We start from the raw sequence: 14,826 nt of genomic DNA, 5'->3' as shown, positions 1-14,826 counted from the left end.
CCGACATGTCTGACAAAGAAGTGCTTCTGACAATCCGTGATCTGCGCATCGAAGGCCGTGCTGATGAGGAATGGCTGGAGATCGTCAAAGGTGTCGACCTGACCCTACACAAGGGTGAGGTTCTGGGGTTGATCGGTGAATCCGGCGCGGGCAAATCGACCATTGGTCTCGCCGCGATGGGCTTCGCGCGCGACGGCTGCCGCATCTCTGGCGGAACAATTGATTTTGACGGGATCGACCTGCGCAAAGCGAGCGAAGGCAAACGCCGCGACCTGCGCGGCAAGCGGATCGCCTATGTGGCGCAATCGGCGGCGGCGAGCTTTAACCCTGCGCATAAGCTGATCGATCAATATGCCGAAGGCCCCGTGCAGCATGGGGTGATGTCGCGCGGCGAAGCAAACAGCGACGCGGTGGATCTGTATCGAAAGATGCAATTGCCCAACCCTTACGAGATCGGCTTCCGCTACCCGCACCAGGTTTCTGGCGGGCAGCTACAGCGCGCCATGACAGCAATGGCAATGGCATGCCGCCCGGATCTGATTATCTTTGATGAGCCGACAACCGCGCTGGATGTGACCACGCAGATCGAGGTTTTGGCGGCGATCCGCGACATCGTGGAACAATTTGATACGGCAGCAATCTACATCACCCACGACCTCGCCGTCGTGGCGCAGATGGCCGACAAGATCAAAGTTCTGCTGAAAGGCGAAGAGGTGGAAGAGGCCGACACGCGCACGATGCTGAACGCGCCCACGCAGGACTACACCAAATCCCTTTGGGCTGTGCGGAGCCATGCGCGGCCAGAGCAGCCGCCAGTTGAGGCCGGGACAACGCCGGTTGTCTCGGTGAAAGGCGTCACGGCGGGCTATGGCACGCTGGATGTACTCAAGAACATCAACTTCGATATCCATGCCCGCCGCACTGTCGCGGTTGTAGGCGAATCCGGGTCGGGCAAATCGACCACGGCCCGCGTGATTACAGGGCTTCTGCCGCCGCGTCAGGGTGAGGTTTTGTTCAACGGCACCGCCCTGCCCCCGGACTACCGCCGCCGCACGAAGGACCAGTTGCGCCAGGCACAGATGATCTACCAGATGGCGGACACGGCCCTGAACCCGAAGCAGAAACTTCGGGAGTTGATCGGGCGCCCTGCCCAGATGTATCTCGGGCTGAGCGGCAAGGCGCTGGAGGAGCGTGTGCGCAACCTGCTCGACCTGATCGAGTTGGAGCCGGACAATTACATCGACCGCCTGCCCTCGGAGCTTTCGGGAGGCCAAAAGCAGCGGATCGGGATTGCGCGTGCCTTGGCGGCGGAGCCCCAATTCATCATTTGTGATGAGGTAACATCCGCGCTCGATCAGCTTGTGGCGGAGGGTATCCTAAAACTGCTCGACAAGCTGCAGGCTGAATTCAATCTGGCCTACATGTTCATTACCCACGACCTCGCGACCGTGAAATCCATCGCGGATGAGGTGGTGGTGATGAAAGAAGGCGTGGTTGTGGAACAGGGCCCGAAATCGGAGATGTTCCAGCCGCCCCATGATCCTTACACGGAATTGCTGCTCTCGTCGGTGCCCGAAATGGACCCCGACTGGCTCGACAAGCTGCTGGAGGAACGGGCAGCAGGTGGGGCTGGAGCCGGTGTGGAGAGCGCTGGGAACTGACCCTAAGCGAATTTGGGGCCAGCCCCCAAACCCCCGGCATATTTCGAGGACAAAGATGGGCGCGCGTCAGTCCACAATCATGTCGATGAGATAGGCGGACCCGGCGGCTTTTGCGCGTTCCAACGCGGACGCAAGCGTAGCCGTCCCTTCGATGCGCTCGCCGGGCATTCCATAGGCCTGTGCCACCTGCAAAAAATTGGGCGCTGTCGGTTTGACACCTTCTGGTTTGATCGCGTTATCGACCATGAACCGCTCGATCTCCTGATAGCCGTTGTTGTTCCAAACGACGAAGATCACGGGCGTTTTCTCGTCCATGGCTGTGCCGAGTTCGGACATGACGAATTGAAGGCCTCCGTCACCCGTCAAACAAACGACGGGGGCTTCGGGATCGCCCAACGCGGCGCCGATGGCCGCCGGTGCGCCGAAGCCTAGCGCTCCATAGCCAGTGGCGGCATTGAACCAGCTGCGCGGCCTGTTCATTTGGCATACCAGATTGCCCGCATAGACCGCCTGCGTGCTGTCGCCCACAATGCGCACGCCCGGGATCACGTCGCGGATCATGTGCAGCATGGCGATCTGTGCGGCGTAGGTCTCTCCGATTTCTGCGATGGCTGCATCCAAGCAGTCCATGACCCTTTGCTCGGCATCGTGTGTTTTTGAGATCCCACCTGTGACATCCACCAAAGCGGCTATTGCGATGGCGGCATCCGCGACGATGGGAAGATCCGGTACGCGCCCCCTGCTGATCTGGGCGGCATCACAGTCAATGCGGATCAAATACGACAAATCAGGCGATCCCCCATCCTCGTACATGTCGTAGTCAGTGCGGCCGAATTGCGTTCCCACGCCCAGCACGACGTCGGCCTCCGCCATGACTTTCCGTACGCTTGCCAAACTGGGGCTGGCGCAAAGCTCAAGCGGGCTGCCACCGAGGATGCCGCGCGCGTTTGTGGTGGTCACGACAGGCGCGTCGAACCGCTCGGCCAGCACACGAAGAGCCGACGCCGCGCCAACTGCCCCGCCACCTGCCAGAATGAGGGGGCGTTGCGCCGCGTTGAGTAGCCGCGCGGTTTCGAGGAGCGGTTCAATGGCGGGGCGCGTGGGCTGCGGCAAAGGTGGAAGCAGATCCGGCACGTCGACCATCTGCTTCATCACATCCAGCGGCACCTCAATGTGAACAGGCCCCGGGCGCGCGCTGGTCATCACCGTGAAAGCACGGGTCAGGACGCGGTCCAGATCCTCCGCCCGGTGCAGCGTGTGGGACCAAAGCGAGACCTCGCTCATCATTGCGTGCTGGTTTGGCAATTCGTGCAGGAAGCCTTCCTCGTGCCCGTGTGTCGCCACACGGTTCACGCCAGAGATCACCAGCATCGGCACACTATCCGCCCGCGCTTGTGCCATTGACGTGATCGCGTTGGTAACGCCCGGCCCTGTGATCAGCAGGCACACGCCGGGTTTGCCCGTTGCCCTTGCATAGCCATCGGCCATGAAGCCTGCAGATTGCTCATGCCGGGGGGTGATGTGGCGGATCGCGCTGTCGGCCAGTCCGCGATACATCTCAACCGTGTGGACACCGGGAATGCCGAAGATTGTATCGACGCCACGCTTTTCGAGATGCGCGATCAGCGCCTCGCCCACCGTTTTCATCACATCCCTCCCTCAGACAGTTTCGCGGCGCGTGCAGCGGACGGTGTTATCCCAAATTCGGCCTTAAAAGCGCGCGTCATAGCGGTCGCATCCTTATAGCCCGCACGCAAGGCCACCTCGGCGACGCTGTCGCGGGTCTGTTCCATCCGTCTGCGAGCCTCGGCCAACCGGATTGAACGATAGAGGCGTGCAGGTGGTAGGCCCGCATGGGTGCGAAAGGCCAGCTCTAGCCCTCTTTGGCTTAACCCAACGCCCTTTGCGATATCAGCCAATGGTATTGGATTTTCGATGTGACGCCGCATCAACGCAGCAGCTGCCTGGATTTTGCGATGATCGGGGATCAGGCGCTTCGGGTCGGTCAGCGGGTCACGTTCGCCGTACATGAACAGGGCCGCCACTTCGAGCGCAAGCGTTGCGCCATGATCCTTTTCAATCAGCGCCAGCATTAGGTCGAGCGTCGTCGTGGCACCACCGCAAGAAGCGCGGTTTCCGTCAATCATGTACCGGTCTTGGGTGAAAGTGACTTGTGGAAAAGTCTCGGACGCTTCTTCGAGAATGTCCCAATGGCAGGTTGCGCGACGTCCGTCGAGCAACCCTGCATGCGCTAGAAGATAAGCGCCCGTATCAAGCCCAACCATCCGTTCGAAACGTTGGGATGCGCCACGAAGTGCGCGGGCAGTTGCAGCATTTGCCCAGGTCTCGTGGCGATAACTTGGCATGACAAATAGAGCGTCGCCTTTGTCAGCTGGCGTCATTGGTTGGGGCGAAACGGGTAAGCCACTGGACGAGAAAAGCTCCTCCGCGCCAAGACTGAGAAATGCCCAGGAGTAGAGTGTTGATCGTGCAAGCGTGTTGGCTGCACGCAACGGCTCTACCGCATTGGCCAAGCAGAGGTTCGAAAAACCATCAAACAAGAGAAGGCTGATGCTTTTCGTTTCTTGCATGGATCTGGCCGCGATCTGCATGGAATTGGGTCGCAAGCTATGCGCTATTCACAGTGTCATACAAGGGGGGCAGTCCATGCATTTCGGCCTGAGCGATGAGCAGGAGATGATCGTCTCCACCGTGCGCAGCTTTGTTGAAAACGAGATCTACCCTCATGAGGCTGAGGTTGAACGCACCGGCGAAGTTCCAAGCGATCTTGCGCTAGATCTCAAGCAGAAGGTGATCGACCTTGGCTTCTATGCCTGCAACTTCCCCGAGGAGGTCGGCGGCGCGGGCCTGAGCCACCTGGATTTCACGCTTGTCGAGCGAGAGCTTGGGCGCGGCTCCATGGCGCTGACGCACTTCTTCGGACGGCCACAGAATATCCTGATGGCCTGCGAGGGTGAGCAGCGCGAGCGGTACCTGCTGCCCGCAGTGCGCGGTGAGCGGATGGATGCGCTGGCCATGACGGAACCGGATGCCGGGTCGGACGTACGCGGCATGAAGTGTTCTGCCGTGCGGGATGGTGGAGATTGGGTTCTAAACGGCTCAAAACACTTCATATCCGGCGCCGATCACGCGGACTTTTTTATCGTGTTTGTTGCAACTGGCGTGGATGAAACCCCGCGCGGGCCGAAGAAGCGGATCACCTGTTTTCTTGTGGATCGCGGCCATCCGGGTTTCGCGGTGCGCGATGGTTACAACTCGGTCAGTCACCGCGGTTACAAGAATTGCATCCTCGAATTCGATGATTGCCGCCTACCCGACGCGCAGGTTTTGGGCGAGGTCGATGGCGGCTTTGCTGTGATGAACGAATGGCTTTACGCAACTCGGCTGACCGTCGCGGCCTTCAGTGTCGGGCGCGCGCGGCGCTGCTTTGATTATGCCTTGAATTACGCCGCCGAGCGCAAACAGTTCGGCCAGCAGATCGCCAAGTTCCAGGGAGTCAGCTTTCAAGTCGCCGACATGATTACAGAGATCGATGCCGCCGACTACCTGACCCTCGCAGGCGCTTGGCGGCTGGACGAAGGGCTGCCCGCGAACCGAGAGATTGCTTCGGCGAAGGTCTACGCCACCGAGATGCTGGCGCGGGTGACAGACACGACCCTGCAGATTTATGGCGGCATGGGGCTGATGGACGATTTCCCGATTGAACGGTTCTGGCGAGATGCCCGGGTGGAACGGATCTGGGACGGCACGAGTGAAATTCAGCGCCACATCATCTCCCGTGACTTGTTCCGCCCCTTGGGTGCCTGATGCGAGATCTATCCCGCCTGTTGCGACCCAGAAGCATTGCCGTAATTGGCGGCGGAGCTTGGTGCGAAAACGTGATCCGCGAGGCCCGCGCCTTTGGGTTCAAGGGGCCAATTTGGCCGGTGCATCCGACACGTACCACCGTGGCAGGCGAATGCGCGGTCGCCGATGTTTCAGAGCTTCCGGATGCGCCCGACGCGAGCTTTGTCGGCGTCAATCGCCACGCAACAGTTGAGATCATCCGTAGCCTTGCGGCGCGCGGCGCAGGCGGCGCGGTGTGCTTCGCATCTGGTTTTCTGGAAGCTTCTGAAGAATTGGCCGACGGTGGCGCAGTGCAAGATGCTCTCCTGGATGCGGCTGGGGACATGCCCATCTTCGGGCCAAATTGCTACGGCTTTATCAATGGTTTGGACGGAACCGCGTTGTGGCCTGACCAGCATGGAATGGTGCAGGTTGATCGCGGTATTGCGATCATCACGCAATCCTCAAACATCGCATTGAACCTTACGATGCAGAAGCGGGGTTTGCCGATTGCGTACTTGCTGACAGCCGGTAACCAAGCGCAGGTCGATCTGGCCGAGCTTGGCATGGCCGCACTTGCGGATAACCGTGTTACAGCGCTCGGTCTGCATATCGAGGGGATTGGCGATCTCAGGCGTTTTGAGGCGTTGGCAGAAGCCGCGCGCAGGTTGGGCAAACCGATTGTCGCGCTGAAGATCGGTGCGTCGGAGCAGGCACAGACAGCCACCATCTCTCATACCGCATCCCTTGCCGGGAGCGCTGCAGGGTCGGACGCGCTTCTGGCGCGGCTGGGTATTCGCAAGGTCACATCGCTGTCGCTTTTTCTAGAGGTGCTTAAGCTGCTTCACGTTACGGGCCCTTTGGCGTCCGCACGGATCGCCTCCATGTCATGCTCAGGCGGCGAAGCAAGCCTGATGGCGGATACCGCCCTGTCCTGTGGCGTGGAGTTTCCTGCACTGAACGCGTCTCAAGAAGGGGCATTGCGCAAAGCCCTCGGCCCCCAGGTCTCGCTCGCCAACCCACTGGATTATCACACCTACATCTGGGGTGACCGCGCCGCGATGGCCGCCACTTTTTCAGCAATGATGGACCCCTCGCTGTCGATTGGGTGCGTCGTACTGGATTTTCCGCGCGGCGACCGCTGCGACGCCTCCATGTGGGACATCGTCATCGATGCGATTCAGGACGCAACCAGGGAAAGCGGAAAGCCGATTACGGTTGTCTCTTCCCTACCCGAAACACTGCCTGAGGAAATCGCCGCCGAGCTCATCGCCGATGGGATACCGCCCTTGTGCGGGTTGGACGATGCCCTTTCCGCAATCGCACTTGCCGCGCAGCCTCCGCCTTCGACGCCAGGTGATCCGGTCCTCACACCGGTCACCATGTCGGACATGGCATCCATCATGCTGACTGAGGTTCAGGCAAAAACGGCCTTATCAGCGCATGGTCTTGGCGTTCCGAAGGGATTCAACGCGACCTCCAGCGCGGAGGCAGGACGCACTGCGCAATCACTGCAGCCCCCCATGGTCCTGAAGGGCGTAGGCTTTGCCCATAAATCGGAGAATGGCGCTGTCGCTTTGAATCTACACAAAGCAAAAGACGTTTCTGAAGCCGCAGATCGGATGCCTACGACTGAATTTCTTCTAGAAGAAATGATCACCGACGGGGTCGCAGACTTGTTGGTTGGCGTCGTCTCAGACCCCGCTCACGGGTTCGTCTTGACCCTCGGCGCGGGCGGCACATTGACGGAGCTGCTGGCAGACACGGTACATCTCTTGCTGCCGGTGGGTCCCACCGAAATCGAGGCAGCGGTGGATGGCTTAACGGTCGCCCCGCTCTTGGCCGGCTTTCGCGGCGCACACCCAACGAACCGGCAATCGATTGTCAATGCGGTGCTGGCCGTGCAGGACTATGTGATCGCCAATGCGGCGCAAGTGTTGGAGGTTGAAGTCAACCCACTGATCTGCACACCAACTCGCGCCGTCGCCGCCGACGCCCTGATCCGATTGAGGGACACACAATGACCGACACCCATCCAATCAAAACTGAACGCAATGGTTACGTGCTGGAGGTGACGTTGGACCGCCCGAAGGCGAATGCTATCGACTTGGCCACAAGCCGGATCATGGGGCAGGTTTTCACCGAATTTCGGGATGATCCGGACCTTAGGGTCGCGCTTCTGACGGGTGCCGGAGAGAAGTTCTTTTGCCCGGGTTGGGACCTTAAGGCTGCCGCAGATGGCGATGCTGTCGATGGCGATTACGGCGTGGGCGGGTTCGGCGGGTTGCAGGAATTGCGTGGCCTCAACAAGCCGGTGATCGCGGCAGTGAACGGCATCTGCTGCGGCGGCGGGTTGGAACTGGCCCTCAGCGCCGACGTTATTCTGGCGGCGGAGCACGCCTCATTTGCTTTGCCAGAAATCCGCTCCGGCACAGTGGCAGACGCGGCCTCTATCAAATTGCCCAAGCGCATTCCGTATCACATTGCCATGGAAATGTTGTTCACCGGGCGCTGGCTGGACGCTGAAGAAGCCACGCGGTGGGGCATGATCAATCACGTGCACCCGGCGGATCAATTGATGGATAAAGCGCGGGAAATGGCCCAACTGATTGCGTCTGGCCCGCCGCTCGTGAATGCCGCCATCAAAGAGATCGTGCGCGAGGCCGAGGACATGAAGTTTCAAGACGCACTCAACAAAATCACCAAAAGCCAGTTTGAGACGGTCGAACGGCTCTATCGTTCAGAAGATCAACTGGAAGGCGCCCGCGCCTTTGCCGAAAAACGCGATCCGGTCTGGAAAGGCCGCTAACGGGACGGCGGGTGGGGCGACGCGCATAGCGCGAGCGTCACCTGCGGGACAGACAAGGACAGAACATGCCACTGCAAATGAACAAAGATGTCTTCATCACATGCGCCGTTACCGGGTCAGGTTCCACCCAGGACCGCTCACCTCACGTACCACGCTCTCCCAAGGAGATTGCCGACAGCGCGATCGACGCCGCAAAGGCCGGTGCCGCGATTGTACATTGCCATGTGCGCGACCCCGAAACCGGCGTGCCGTCCCGTGATTTGAACCTCTACCGCGAAGTCACGGACCGGATCCGCGATGCTGAGGTTGATGTGGTCCTGAACCTGACCGCAGGCATGGGCGGCGATATTGTCTTTGGTGGCACGAACGCGCCGCTTCCGGTGGCCGCGGGAACTGACATGGTCGGTGCCGAGGAACGGGTGGCCCATGTGGCTGAGTGCTTGCCCGAAATATGTACGCTGGATTGCGGCACGATGAACTTCGCTGAAGCCGACTACGTCATGACCAACACACCCGGCATGTTGCAGGCCATGGGCCGCATGATGACCGACCTTGGCGTGAAGCCCGAGATCGAGGCGTTCGACACCGGTCATCTGTGGTACGCAAAGCAGCTGGTTGCAGACGGTGTTCTGGACAGTCCCGCGCTGGTGCAGCTTTGCATGGGGGTGCCCTGGGGCGCGCCGGATGACCTCAACACGTTCACGGCCATGGTCAACAACGTGCCCGACGACTGGACGTTCAGTGCGTTCTCACTAGGACGCAACCAGATGGCCTATGCCGCCGCAGCGGTGCTAGCCGGGGGCAATGTGCGCGTGGGTTTGGAAGACAATCTGTGGCTGGAGAAAGGCGTGCTGGCAACCAACGCGCAACTGGTCGAACGCGCCGTGGGCGTTGTGGAAGGCATGGGCGCGCGGATCATTGGCCCGGTGGAGGTGCGCGAAAAGCTGGGTTTGGTGAAGCGGGCTCCGGTATGAAGGTTCGGCAACCCCTCCTCGGGCTTTCAGCCCTCCTCGCATTTGCCGCATGTGATGTGGCGCTTGGACCATCGTATCGCGATGAGAGCGTCAATATCGCCTCATCAGCGAATTTCGACGCGACGCGTTATGTTGGCCGCTGGTACGAGGTCTATCGCTACCCGAACCCATTCCAAGCTGATTGCCCGGGTGCCATCGCGGAGTACGGTTTCTCGGACGCGCCGAACGAACTCACCGTTACCAATCTGTGCCTAAACGCGCAGGGCCAGGTCACTGACAGGATCACCGGGACGGCGACGGACGAGGGTCTGGGTCGGCTTTCCGTCAGGCTTCAGGGCGTGCCGGTGGCCGCTCCTTATTGGGTGCTTTGGGTCGATGAAGGCTACCGCACGGCTGTGGTCGGCGCACCGAACGGGCGCGTAGGATGGATCCTCAACCGCGACCCGGACATCCCGCCTGACCGGCTGGCGGCAGCGCGGGAGGTGCTGGATTTCAACGGCTATGACCTTAGCCAATTGCAGCGGAGCGTAACGCCATGAAGGCGGCCATCATCGGCGGGGGTGTCATCGGCGGTGGATGGGCCGCGCGTTTCCTCCTCAACGGCTGGGACGTTGCGGTTTTTGACCCCGATCCTGAGGCGGAGCGCAAGATTGGTGAGGTGTTGGCAAATGCCCGGCGGGCACTGCCGGCGCTCTATGACCGGGCACTGCCAGCAGAGGGTCAGCTTCGTTTCACAGACGATCTAGCCGATGCGGTGGCGGGCGCAGACTGGGTGCAGGAAAGCGTGCCGGAACGGCTTGATATTAAGCATCTCGTTCTTGCTGACCTCGACCGCCTAGCGCCGCCTGAGGCAATCATTGCGTCCTCGACCAGCGGATTCAAACCGTCCGAGCTGACCGACAAAGGTGCGCGCTGCATCGTGGCGCATCCGTTCAACCCGGTCTATCTTCTTCCCTTGATCGAGTTGGTGGGCGATGCTGAAACCTGTGGCCGGGCACAGGCGATTTTGCGCGAAGTGGGTTTCTACCCGCTCCATATCCGCAAGGAGATCGACGCCCATGTTGCCGACCGCTTCCTGGAAGCCGTCTGGCGGGAAGCGCTGTGGCTCGTGAAAGACGGGATCGCCACGACCGAAGAAATCGACGAAGCGATCCGCATGGGTTTTGGCCTCAGATGGGCGCAGATGGGCCTTTTCGAGACCTACCGCGTCGCTGGCGGCGAGGCGGGGATGAAGCATTTCATGGCGCAGTTCGGGCCGTGCCTCAGCTTCCCTTGGACCAAGTTGATGGATGTGCCGGAGTTCACCGACGAGCTTGTCGACCTGATCGCGGGACAGTCCGACGCGCAGTCAGGCCATATGTCGATCCGTGAGTTGGAGCGACTGCGGGATGATAATCTCGTGGGGATCATGCGGGCGCTAAAGCATTCAGGGTCCGGGGCCGGGGGCGTGGTGGGCGCCCATGAAGCGAAGCTGGCGCAGGAGGGGATGCCTGTCACGTTGAACCGGCAGATCCCGCAGGGTTGGACGGATTACAACGGCCACATGAACGAGACGCATTATCTTGAGGCCGGGTCCAAGGCGACGGACCGGTTCATGGAAATGGTGGGTGCGGATGCGGCCTATGTGGCGCGTGGCTTGAGTTATTTCACGGTCGAAAACCACGTCCGCTATCTGAACGAGGCCCATGCGGGCGATCGTTTGCGGGCAGAGACCCGTCTGCTGAATGGGGAAGGAAAGAAGCTGCATCTATTCCACACCCTGCTTCGGGGTGACGGCGAGGTCGTTGCCACGGTGGAGTCGTTCCTTCTGCATGTCGACCTTGGAACGCGGAAATCCTGCCAACCGACGGAAGCCGTTCAGCGCGCACTTGCGGAGGTTGCAAAGGCACAGGAGGGGCTGCCTGTGCCTGACGGCGCGGGCAAGGTAGGACGTTAGGAATTGCTCCTCCGCCCTAAGGTGACGTTGAAAACACTGCCAGCTTGTTGCCTTGCGGATCGCGCAGATAGGCGACGTAGAAATCGGCGCTGTAGGCGTCACGGAATCCGGGTGCGCCTTCGTCACTCCCACCCGCTGCCACCGCCGAGGCATGGAGTTTACGGACATGGCCCTGGCTTGGTGCCTCTAGTGCGATCATGGTGCCATTGCCAGCGGTCGCGGCGGCCCCATCAAATGGGCGTTTTATATAGAGGTCCGGGGCGCTTGTGCCATCTGGCGGGATGAAACTGAGATCGCCCTGATAGTGATCCAGCCTATAGCCGAGAGGCAGTAGGAGCGCAGTGTAGAACTGCTCCGCCGCCGCCATGTCATCGGCCCCAAGGGTGACGTACGCGATCATGTGCAGCTCATGCGGCCCATTTGATAGAGCAGCCCATGGAGGGAATCTGATCCCGCGGACCCTGCCCCGTTTCGGCGACTTGCTTCATCGCCTCGTAGAGATCGCGCTTTGCACCCGGTGGCGCAGGTTGCATGTGTGACGCATCGAGTTGCCCGCGATATTGCAGGCCGCCCGCGGCGTTGAAGCCAAAGAAATCAGGCGTACAGACTGCGTCGTAGGCACGGGCGACGCTTTGGTCAGCGTCGTGAAGATAGGGGAAGGGGAAGCCGCGTGCTTCAGCCATGCGGGCCATGTTGTCAAAACTATCGGCCGGATAGGCGATCGGATCGTTGGAACAAATGGCAGCAACGCCAATGCCCATGGCTTGCAGATCGGACGCATCGCGGATCATACGGTCGAGGATGGCAAGGACATACGGACAATGGTTGCAGATGAACATGATGAGTGTGCCGTTCTGCCCGGAGACATCCTGCAGGCTATGGGTGTTGCCGTCGGTGGCGCGCAGAGAGAAGGTCGGTGCGGGCCAACCGAAATCGCAGACGGGAGGTGTGAGAGCAGCCATTACATGCCCTTTCCAATTGCTCATCACACTGCCTGCTTAGGCCAATCAAGGAAAGCCATTGGACCAGGTGAGGGCATCGCTTGCACCTTAGACCCACGCAAGGCATCACTTTGAGCGAAGGGGATAAGGCATGACCATCCGCGTAGCCATCAATGGGTTTGGACGCATCGGACGTTCGGTTCTGCGGGCGTGGGCACTTGGCGGGGGGCGGCTGGGTCCGCAGTGGCCGGATATCGAGATTGTGGGGATCAACGATATCGCCGAACCCGCAACCTGCGCGTATCTGTTTGAATTCGACAGTGTCTTTGGCCCCTACCCCGGAGAGATTTCGGTCGAGGATGGCGATTTGGTTGTCGATGGCCGGCGCATCCGGCTGACGATGGAGCGGGATGCCGGCGCGCTGGATCTGAACGGTGTGGACGTGCTGATGGAATGCACGGGCCGGGCCACAAGAGATGTGGCAGAGGCCGCGCTGGCGGCGGGCGCGGGACGCGTCTTGGTATCCGGCCCGGCGGTGGAACCTGACCTGACATTGGTGCTTGGCGCGAACCATGAGGCGTTGCGGCCAGAGCATCGGATCGTGTCGAACGCGTCGTGCACCACCAATGCCCTGGCACCGCTTGTGCGGTTGATTGACGAAACCTGGGGGCTGGATTCCGGCCTGATGACCACGGTGCATTGTTATACAGGAAGCCAGCCGACGGTTGACATGCCGATGCGCGATGCGGCCCGGTCGAGGGCGGCGGCGTTGAGCATGGTGCCGACGACAACTTCGGCAGAGGCGCTGGTAGATGTGGTCTTGCCACGTCTTGCAGGGCGCGTGACCGGGTCGGCGGTTAGGGTGCCTTCGGCCTCCGTTTCCTGCGTGGATTTGGCGGTGATGACGCGCGATATGCCCGAGGCAAAGGACGCGGCAGCATTTCTGCGGGAACAAGCCGGCGAGATCATGGGTTACACGGACAAGCCTTTGGTCAGTTCGGACCTGCGAGCACGACCTGAATCGCTGATCGTGGCGGGGCCTGAGATCAAGCGGTCGAAGGGCGGAATGCTCCGCGTCTTTGGCTGGTATGACAATGAATGGGGATTTTCCTGCCGGATGCTGGACGTGGCCCGGTTGATGGGTCACCAAGGCGCGAACTGAATTTCTGGGAGATTGGTCATGGCCGACTGGCAAGCGTGGATGAAAGAGGCGGCTTATGTCGCGGGCGAGTGGATCGGCGCAGATAGCGGTGAAACCATAGACGTGATGAACCCGGCGACAGGGGACGTGATCGGAACGGTGCCCAATTGCGGTGAGGCCGAGACAAGTCGCGCAATTGATGCGGCGGCGGAGGCCTTTGACGGGCTGGCAGGCATGGCGCTGATGGATCGTGTCGGACTGTTGTGGAAGCTGCATGACGCGCTGATGGACAACCAAGAGGCCTTGGGTGAGCTGCTGACGGTTGAGATGGGCAAGCCTTTGTCCGAGGCGAAAGGCGAGATCGCGATTGGCGCGCAGTACGTGCGTTGGTTTGCCGAGGAAGCCCGCCGCGCGAAGGGTGAGATCGTGCCTGCGGGCGTGAATGGGCGGCGCATTCTGGTGACGAAGCATCCTGTCGGTGTCGTGGGCATGATCACGCCGTGGAATTTCCCCTCGTCCATGCTGGCGCGCAAAGTCGCCCCGGCTTTGGCCGTGGGCTGCCCCGTGGTGGCCAAGCCCGCAACGGCAACGCCATACAGCGGCTTGGCCTGGGCCGCGCTGGCAGAAGACGTTGGCTATCCGAGCGGTGCCGTGAACGTCGTGACAGGCTCAGCGCGCAAGATTGCGGGCGCGATGATGGACGATTTCCGAGTGCGGAAGGTGACGTTTACCGGCTCGACCGAAGTTGGCAAGGAGCTGATCCGCCAGAGCGCCGGTACGGTGAAGAAAGTGTCGATGGAATTGGGCGGGAATGCCCCATTCATCGTGTTCGACGATGCCGATCTCGACAAGGCGGCGGAGGGGGCCATCGTCTCCAAATACCGCAATTCGGGACAGACCTGCGTCTGCGCAAACCGGATTTACGTGCAGGCGGGCGTGCATGACGCGTTTGTCGAAAAGCTAGTTGAAAAGACGAAGGCACTGAAGGTCGGCGATGGACGCGAGGACGGGGTCGAGCAAGGGCCACTGATTGACATGGATGCGGTCGAGAAGGTCGAGGAATTGCTGAACGACGCCAAGGACAAAGGCGCTGAGGTCGCCTGCGGCGGGGATCGGCACGACAAGGGCGGCTCATTCTTCGAGCCGACGGTTCTGACCGGAGCGACGCAGGACATGGCATTCGCCAAGGAAGAGATCTTTGGGCCGCTCGCGCCTGTCTTCAAGTTCGAGACTGAAGAGGACGCCATTTCGATGGCCAATGACACGGTGTTCGGGCTTGCGTCTTACGCCTATACCTCTGATCTCGGGCGTGCCTTCCGGCTGAACGAGGGTCTGCAATACGGGATGATCGGAATCAACTCCGGCCTGATCACCACCGTCGAAGCGCCCTTTGGCGGGGTCAAGGAAAGTGGTCTGGGCAAGGAAGGCGGATCTCAGGGCCTCGAAGACTACCTTGAGACGAAATACGTCTGTATTGATGGCATTTGATGCGTTGCGCCGCCTGATGGCGTCCGCCAA

The 14,826-nt window shown here is 60.7% G+C and carries 13 protein-coding genes; 9 read left to right on the top strand and 4 right to left on the bottom strand.

Annotation, left to right across the window (positions count from 1 at the left end):
- The first annotated feature begins 5 nt into the window (after nucleotides 1-5).
- Nucleotides 6-1,661, top strand: coding sequence for an ABC transporter ATP-binding protein (locus V8J81_RS20200; RefSeq protein WP_368477539.1), 1,656 nt, complete (start codon nucleotides 6-8; stop codon nucleotides 1,659-1,661).
- A 66-nt stretch (nucleotides 1,662-1,727) separates the two neighbouring features.
- On the opposite strand, the gene V8J81_RS20195 is transcribed toward V8J81_RS20200, so the two are convergent.
- On the bottom strand, nucleotides 1,728-3,308 hold the full coding sequence (locus tag V8J81_RS20195) for a 5-guanidino-2-oxopentanoate decarboxylase (RefSeq protein WP_368477538.1): 1,581 nt from the start codon (nucleotides 3,306-3,308) through the stop codon (nucleotides 1,728-1,730).
- Nucleotides 3,308-4,252 carry a GlxA family transcriptional regulator gene (locus tag V8J81_RS20190; RefSeq protein WP_368477537.1) on the bottom strand — a complete coding sequence of 315 codons (945 nt, stop codon included), beginning with the start codon at nucleotides 4,250-4,252 and terminating at the stop codon, nucleotides 3,308-3,310. The genes V8J81_RS20195 and V8J81_RS20190 overlap by 1 nt, the downstream gene beginning before the upstream one ends.
- 76 nt (nucleotides 4,253-4,328) lie before the next feature.
- Between V8J81_RS20190 and V8J81_RS20185 the strand changes: the two genes are divergently transcribed.
- The 6 genes from V8J81_RS20185 to V8J81_RS20160 all read left to right on the top strand — a co-directional run bounded on the left by V8J81_RS20185 (nucleotide 4,329) and on the right by V8J81_RS20160 (nucleotide 11,226).
- On the top strand, nucleotides 4,329-5,489 hold the full coding sequence (locus tag V8J81_RS20185; RefSeq protein ID WP_368477536.1) for an acyl-CoA dehydrogenase family protein: 1,161 nt from the start codon (nucleotides 4,329-4,331) through the stop codon (nucleotides 5,487-5,489).
- Nucleotides 5,489-7,531, top strand: coding sequence for an acetate--CoA ligase family protein (locus V8J81_RS20180; RefSeq protein ID WP_368477535.1), 2,043 nt, complete (start codon nucleotides 5,489-5,491; stop codon nucleotides 7,529-7,531). The genes V8J81_RS20185 and V8J81_RS20180 overlap by 1 nt, the downstream gene beginning before the upstream one ends.
- Nucleotides 7,528-8,316: a carnitinyl-CoA dehydratase gene (locus V8J81_RS20175; protein WP_368477534.1), complete on the top strand. Its 789-nt coding sequence runs from the start codon at nucleotides 7,528-7,530 to the stop codon at nucleotides 8,314-8,316. The genes V8J81_RS20180 and V8J81_RS20175 overlap by 4 nt, the downstream gene beginning before the upstream one ends.
- 65 nt (nucleotides 8,317-8,381) lie before the next feature.
- Nucleotides 8,382-9,290, top strand: coding sequence for a 3-dehydrocarnitine:acetyl-CoA trimethylamine transferase BcoG (gene bcoG / locus V8J81_RS20170; protein WP_368477533.1), 909 nt, complete (start codon nucleotides 8,382-8,384; stop codon nucleotides 9,288-9,290).
- The gene (locus V8J81_RS20165; protein ID WP_368477532.1) at nucleotides 9,287-9,829 is read left to right on the top strand and encodes a lipocalin family protein; all 543 of its coding nucleotides are present in this window, start codon (nucleotides 9,287-9,289) and stop codon (nucleotides 9,827-9,829) included. Before bcoG ends, V8J81_RS20165 begins: the two co-directional genes overlap by 4 nt.
- Nucleotides 9,826-11,226, top strand: coding sequence for a carnitine 3-dehydrogenase (locus V8J81_RS20160; RefSeq protein WP_368477531.1), 1,401 nt, complete (start codon nucleotides 9,826-9,828; stop codon nucleotides 11,224-11,226). The genes V8J81_RS20165 and V8J81_RS20160 overlap by 4 nt, the downstream gene beginning before the upstream one ends.
- A gap of 16 nt (nucleotides 11,227-11,242) precedes the next feature.
- Here the strand turns inward: V8J81_RS20160 and V8J81_RS20155 are convergent, their stop codons facing one another.
- Together V8J81_RS20155 and V8J81_RS20150 are read right to left on the bottom strand one after the other, a co-directional pair.
- The gene (locus V8J81_RS20155; protein ID WP_368477530.1) at nucleotides 11,243-11,626 is read right to left on the bottom strand and encodes a VOC family protein; all 384 of its coding nucleotides are present in this window, start codon (nucleotides 11,624-11,626) and stop codon (nucleotides 11,243-11,245) included.
- A gap of 7 nt (nucleotides 11,627-11,633) precedes the next feature.
- Entirely contained in the window at nucleotides 11,634-12,188 is a 555-nt protein-coding gene (locus tag V8J81_RS20150; protein ID WP_368477529.1) for a thioredoxin family protein, read from the bottom strand.
- A gap of 130 nt (nucleotides 12,189-12,318) precedes the next feature.
- Between V8J81_RS20150 and V8J81_RS20145 the strand changes: the two genes are divergently transcribed.
- Together V8J81_RS20145 and V8J81_RS20140 are read left to right on the top strand one after the other, a co-directional pair.
- Nucleotides 12,319-13,329 (top strand): type I glyceraldehyde-3-phosphate dehydrogenase, encoded by a 1,011-nt coding sequence (locus tag V8J81_RS20145; protein WP_368477528.1) that lies wholly within the window; start codon nucleotides 12,319-12,321, stop codon nucleotides 13,327-13,329.
- 18 nt (nucleotides 13,330-13,347) lie between these two features.
- Nucleotides 13,348-14,796, top strand: coding sequence for an NAD-dependent succinate-semialdehyde dehydrogenase (locus tag V8J81_RS20140; RefSeq protein WP_368477527.1), 1,449 nt, complete (start codon nucleotides 13,348-13,350; stop codon nucleotides 14,794-14,796).
- Nucleotides 14,797-14,826: the final 30 nt, after the last annotated feature.

The organism is Gymnodinialimonas sp. 202GB13-11, assembly GCF_040932485.1.
GTDB classification, from domain to species: domain Bacteria; phylum Pseudomonadota; class Alphaproteobacteria; order Rhodobacterales; family Rhodobacteraceae; genus Gymnodinialimonas; species Gymnodinialimonas hymeniacidonis.
The sequence above is the reverse complement of the archived record's forward strand: the minus strand, read 5'-3'. Positions and strand labels throughout refer to the sequence as shown.

What these genes read in the sequence shown, in the direction of transcription:
- V8J81_RS20200 (WP_368477539.1), top strand. Translation starts at nt 6, where the DNA reads ATGTCTGACAAAGAAGTGCTTCTGACAATCCGTGATCTGCGCATCGAA.
- V8J81_RS20195 (WP_368477538.1), bottom strand. Translation starts at nt 3,308, where the DNA reads ATGAAAACGGTGGGCGAGGCGCTGATCGCGCATCTCGAAAAGCGTGGC.
- V8J81_RS20190 (WP_368477537.1), bottom strand. Translation starts at nt 4,252, where the DNA reads ATGCAAGAAACGAAAAGCATCAGCCTTCTCTTGTTTGATGGTTTTTCG.
- V8J81_RS20185 (WP_368477536.1), top strand. Translation starts at nt 4,329, where the DNA reads ATGCATTTCGGCCTGAGCGATGAGCAGGAGATGATCGTCTCCACCGTG.
- V8J81_RS20180 (WP_368477535.1), top strand. Translation starts at nt 5,489, where the DNA reads ATGCGAGATCTATCCCGCCTGTTGCGACCCAGAAGCATTGCCGTAATT.
- V8J81_RS20175 (WP_368477534.1), top strand. Translation starts at nt 7,528, where the DNA reads ATGACCGACACCCATCCAATCAAAACTGAACGCAATGGTTACGTGCTG.
- bcoG (WP_368477533.1), top strand. Translation starts at nt 8,382, where the DNA reads ATGCCACTGCAAATGAACAAAGATGTCTTCATCACATGCGCCGTTACC.
- V8J81_RS20165 (WP_368477532.1), top strand. Translation starts at nt 9,287, where the DNA reads ATGAAGGTTCGGCAACCCCTCCTCGGGCTTTCAGCCCTCCTCGCATTT.
- V8J81_RS20160 (WP_368477531.1), top strand. Translation starts at nt 9,826, where the DNA reads ATGAAGGCGGCCATCATCGGCGGGGGTGTCATCGGCGGTGGATGGGCC.
- V8J81_RS20155 (WP_368477530.1), bottom strand. Translation starts at nt 11,626, where the DNA reads ATGATCGCGTACGTCACCCTTGGGGCCGATGACATGGCGGCGGCGGAG.
- V8J81_RS20150 (WP_368477529.1), bottom strand. Translation starts at nt 12,188, where the DNA reads ATGGCTGCTCTCACACCTCCCGTCTGCGATTTCGGTTGGCCCGCACCG.
- V8J81_RS20145 (WP_368477528.1), top strand. Translation starts at nt 12,319, where the DNA reads ATGACCATCCGCGTAGCCATCAATGGGTTTGGACGCATCGGACGTTCG.
- V8J81_RS20140 (WP_368477527.1), top strand. Translation starts at nt 13,348, where the DNA reads ATGGCCGACTGGCAAGCGTGGATGAAAGAGGCGGCTTATGTCGCGGGC.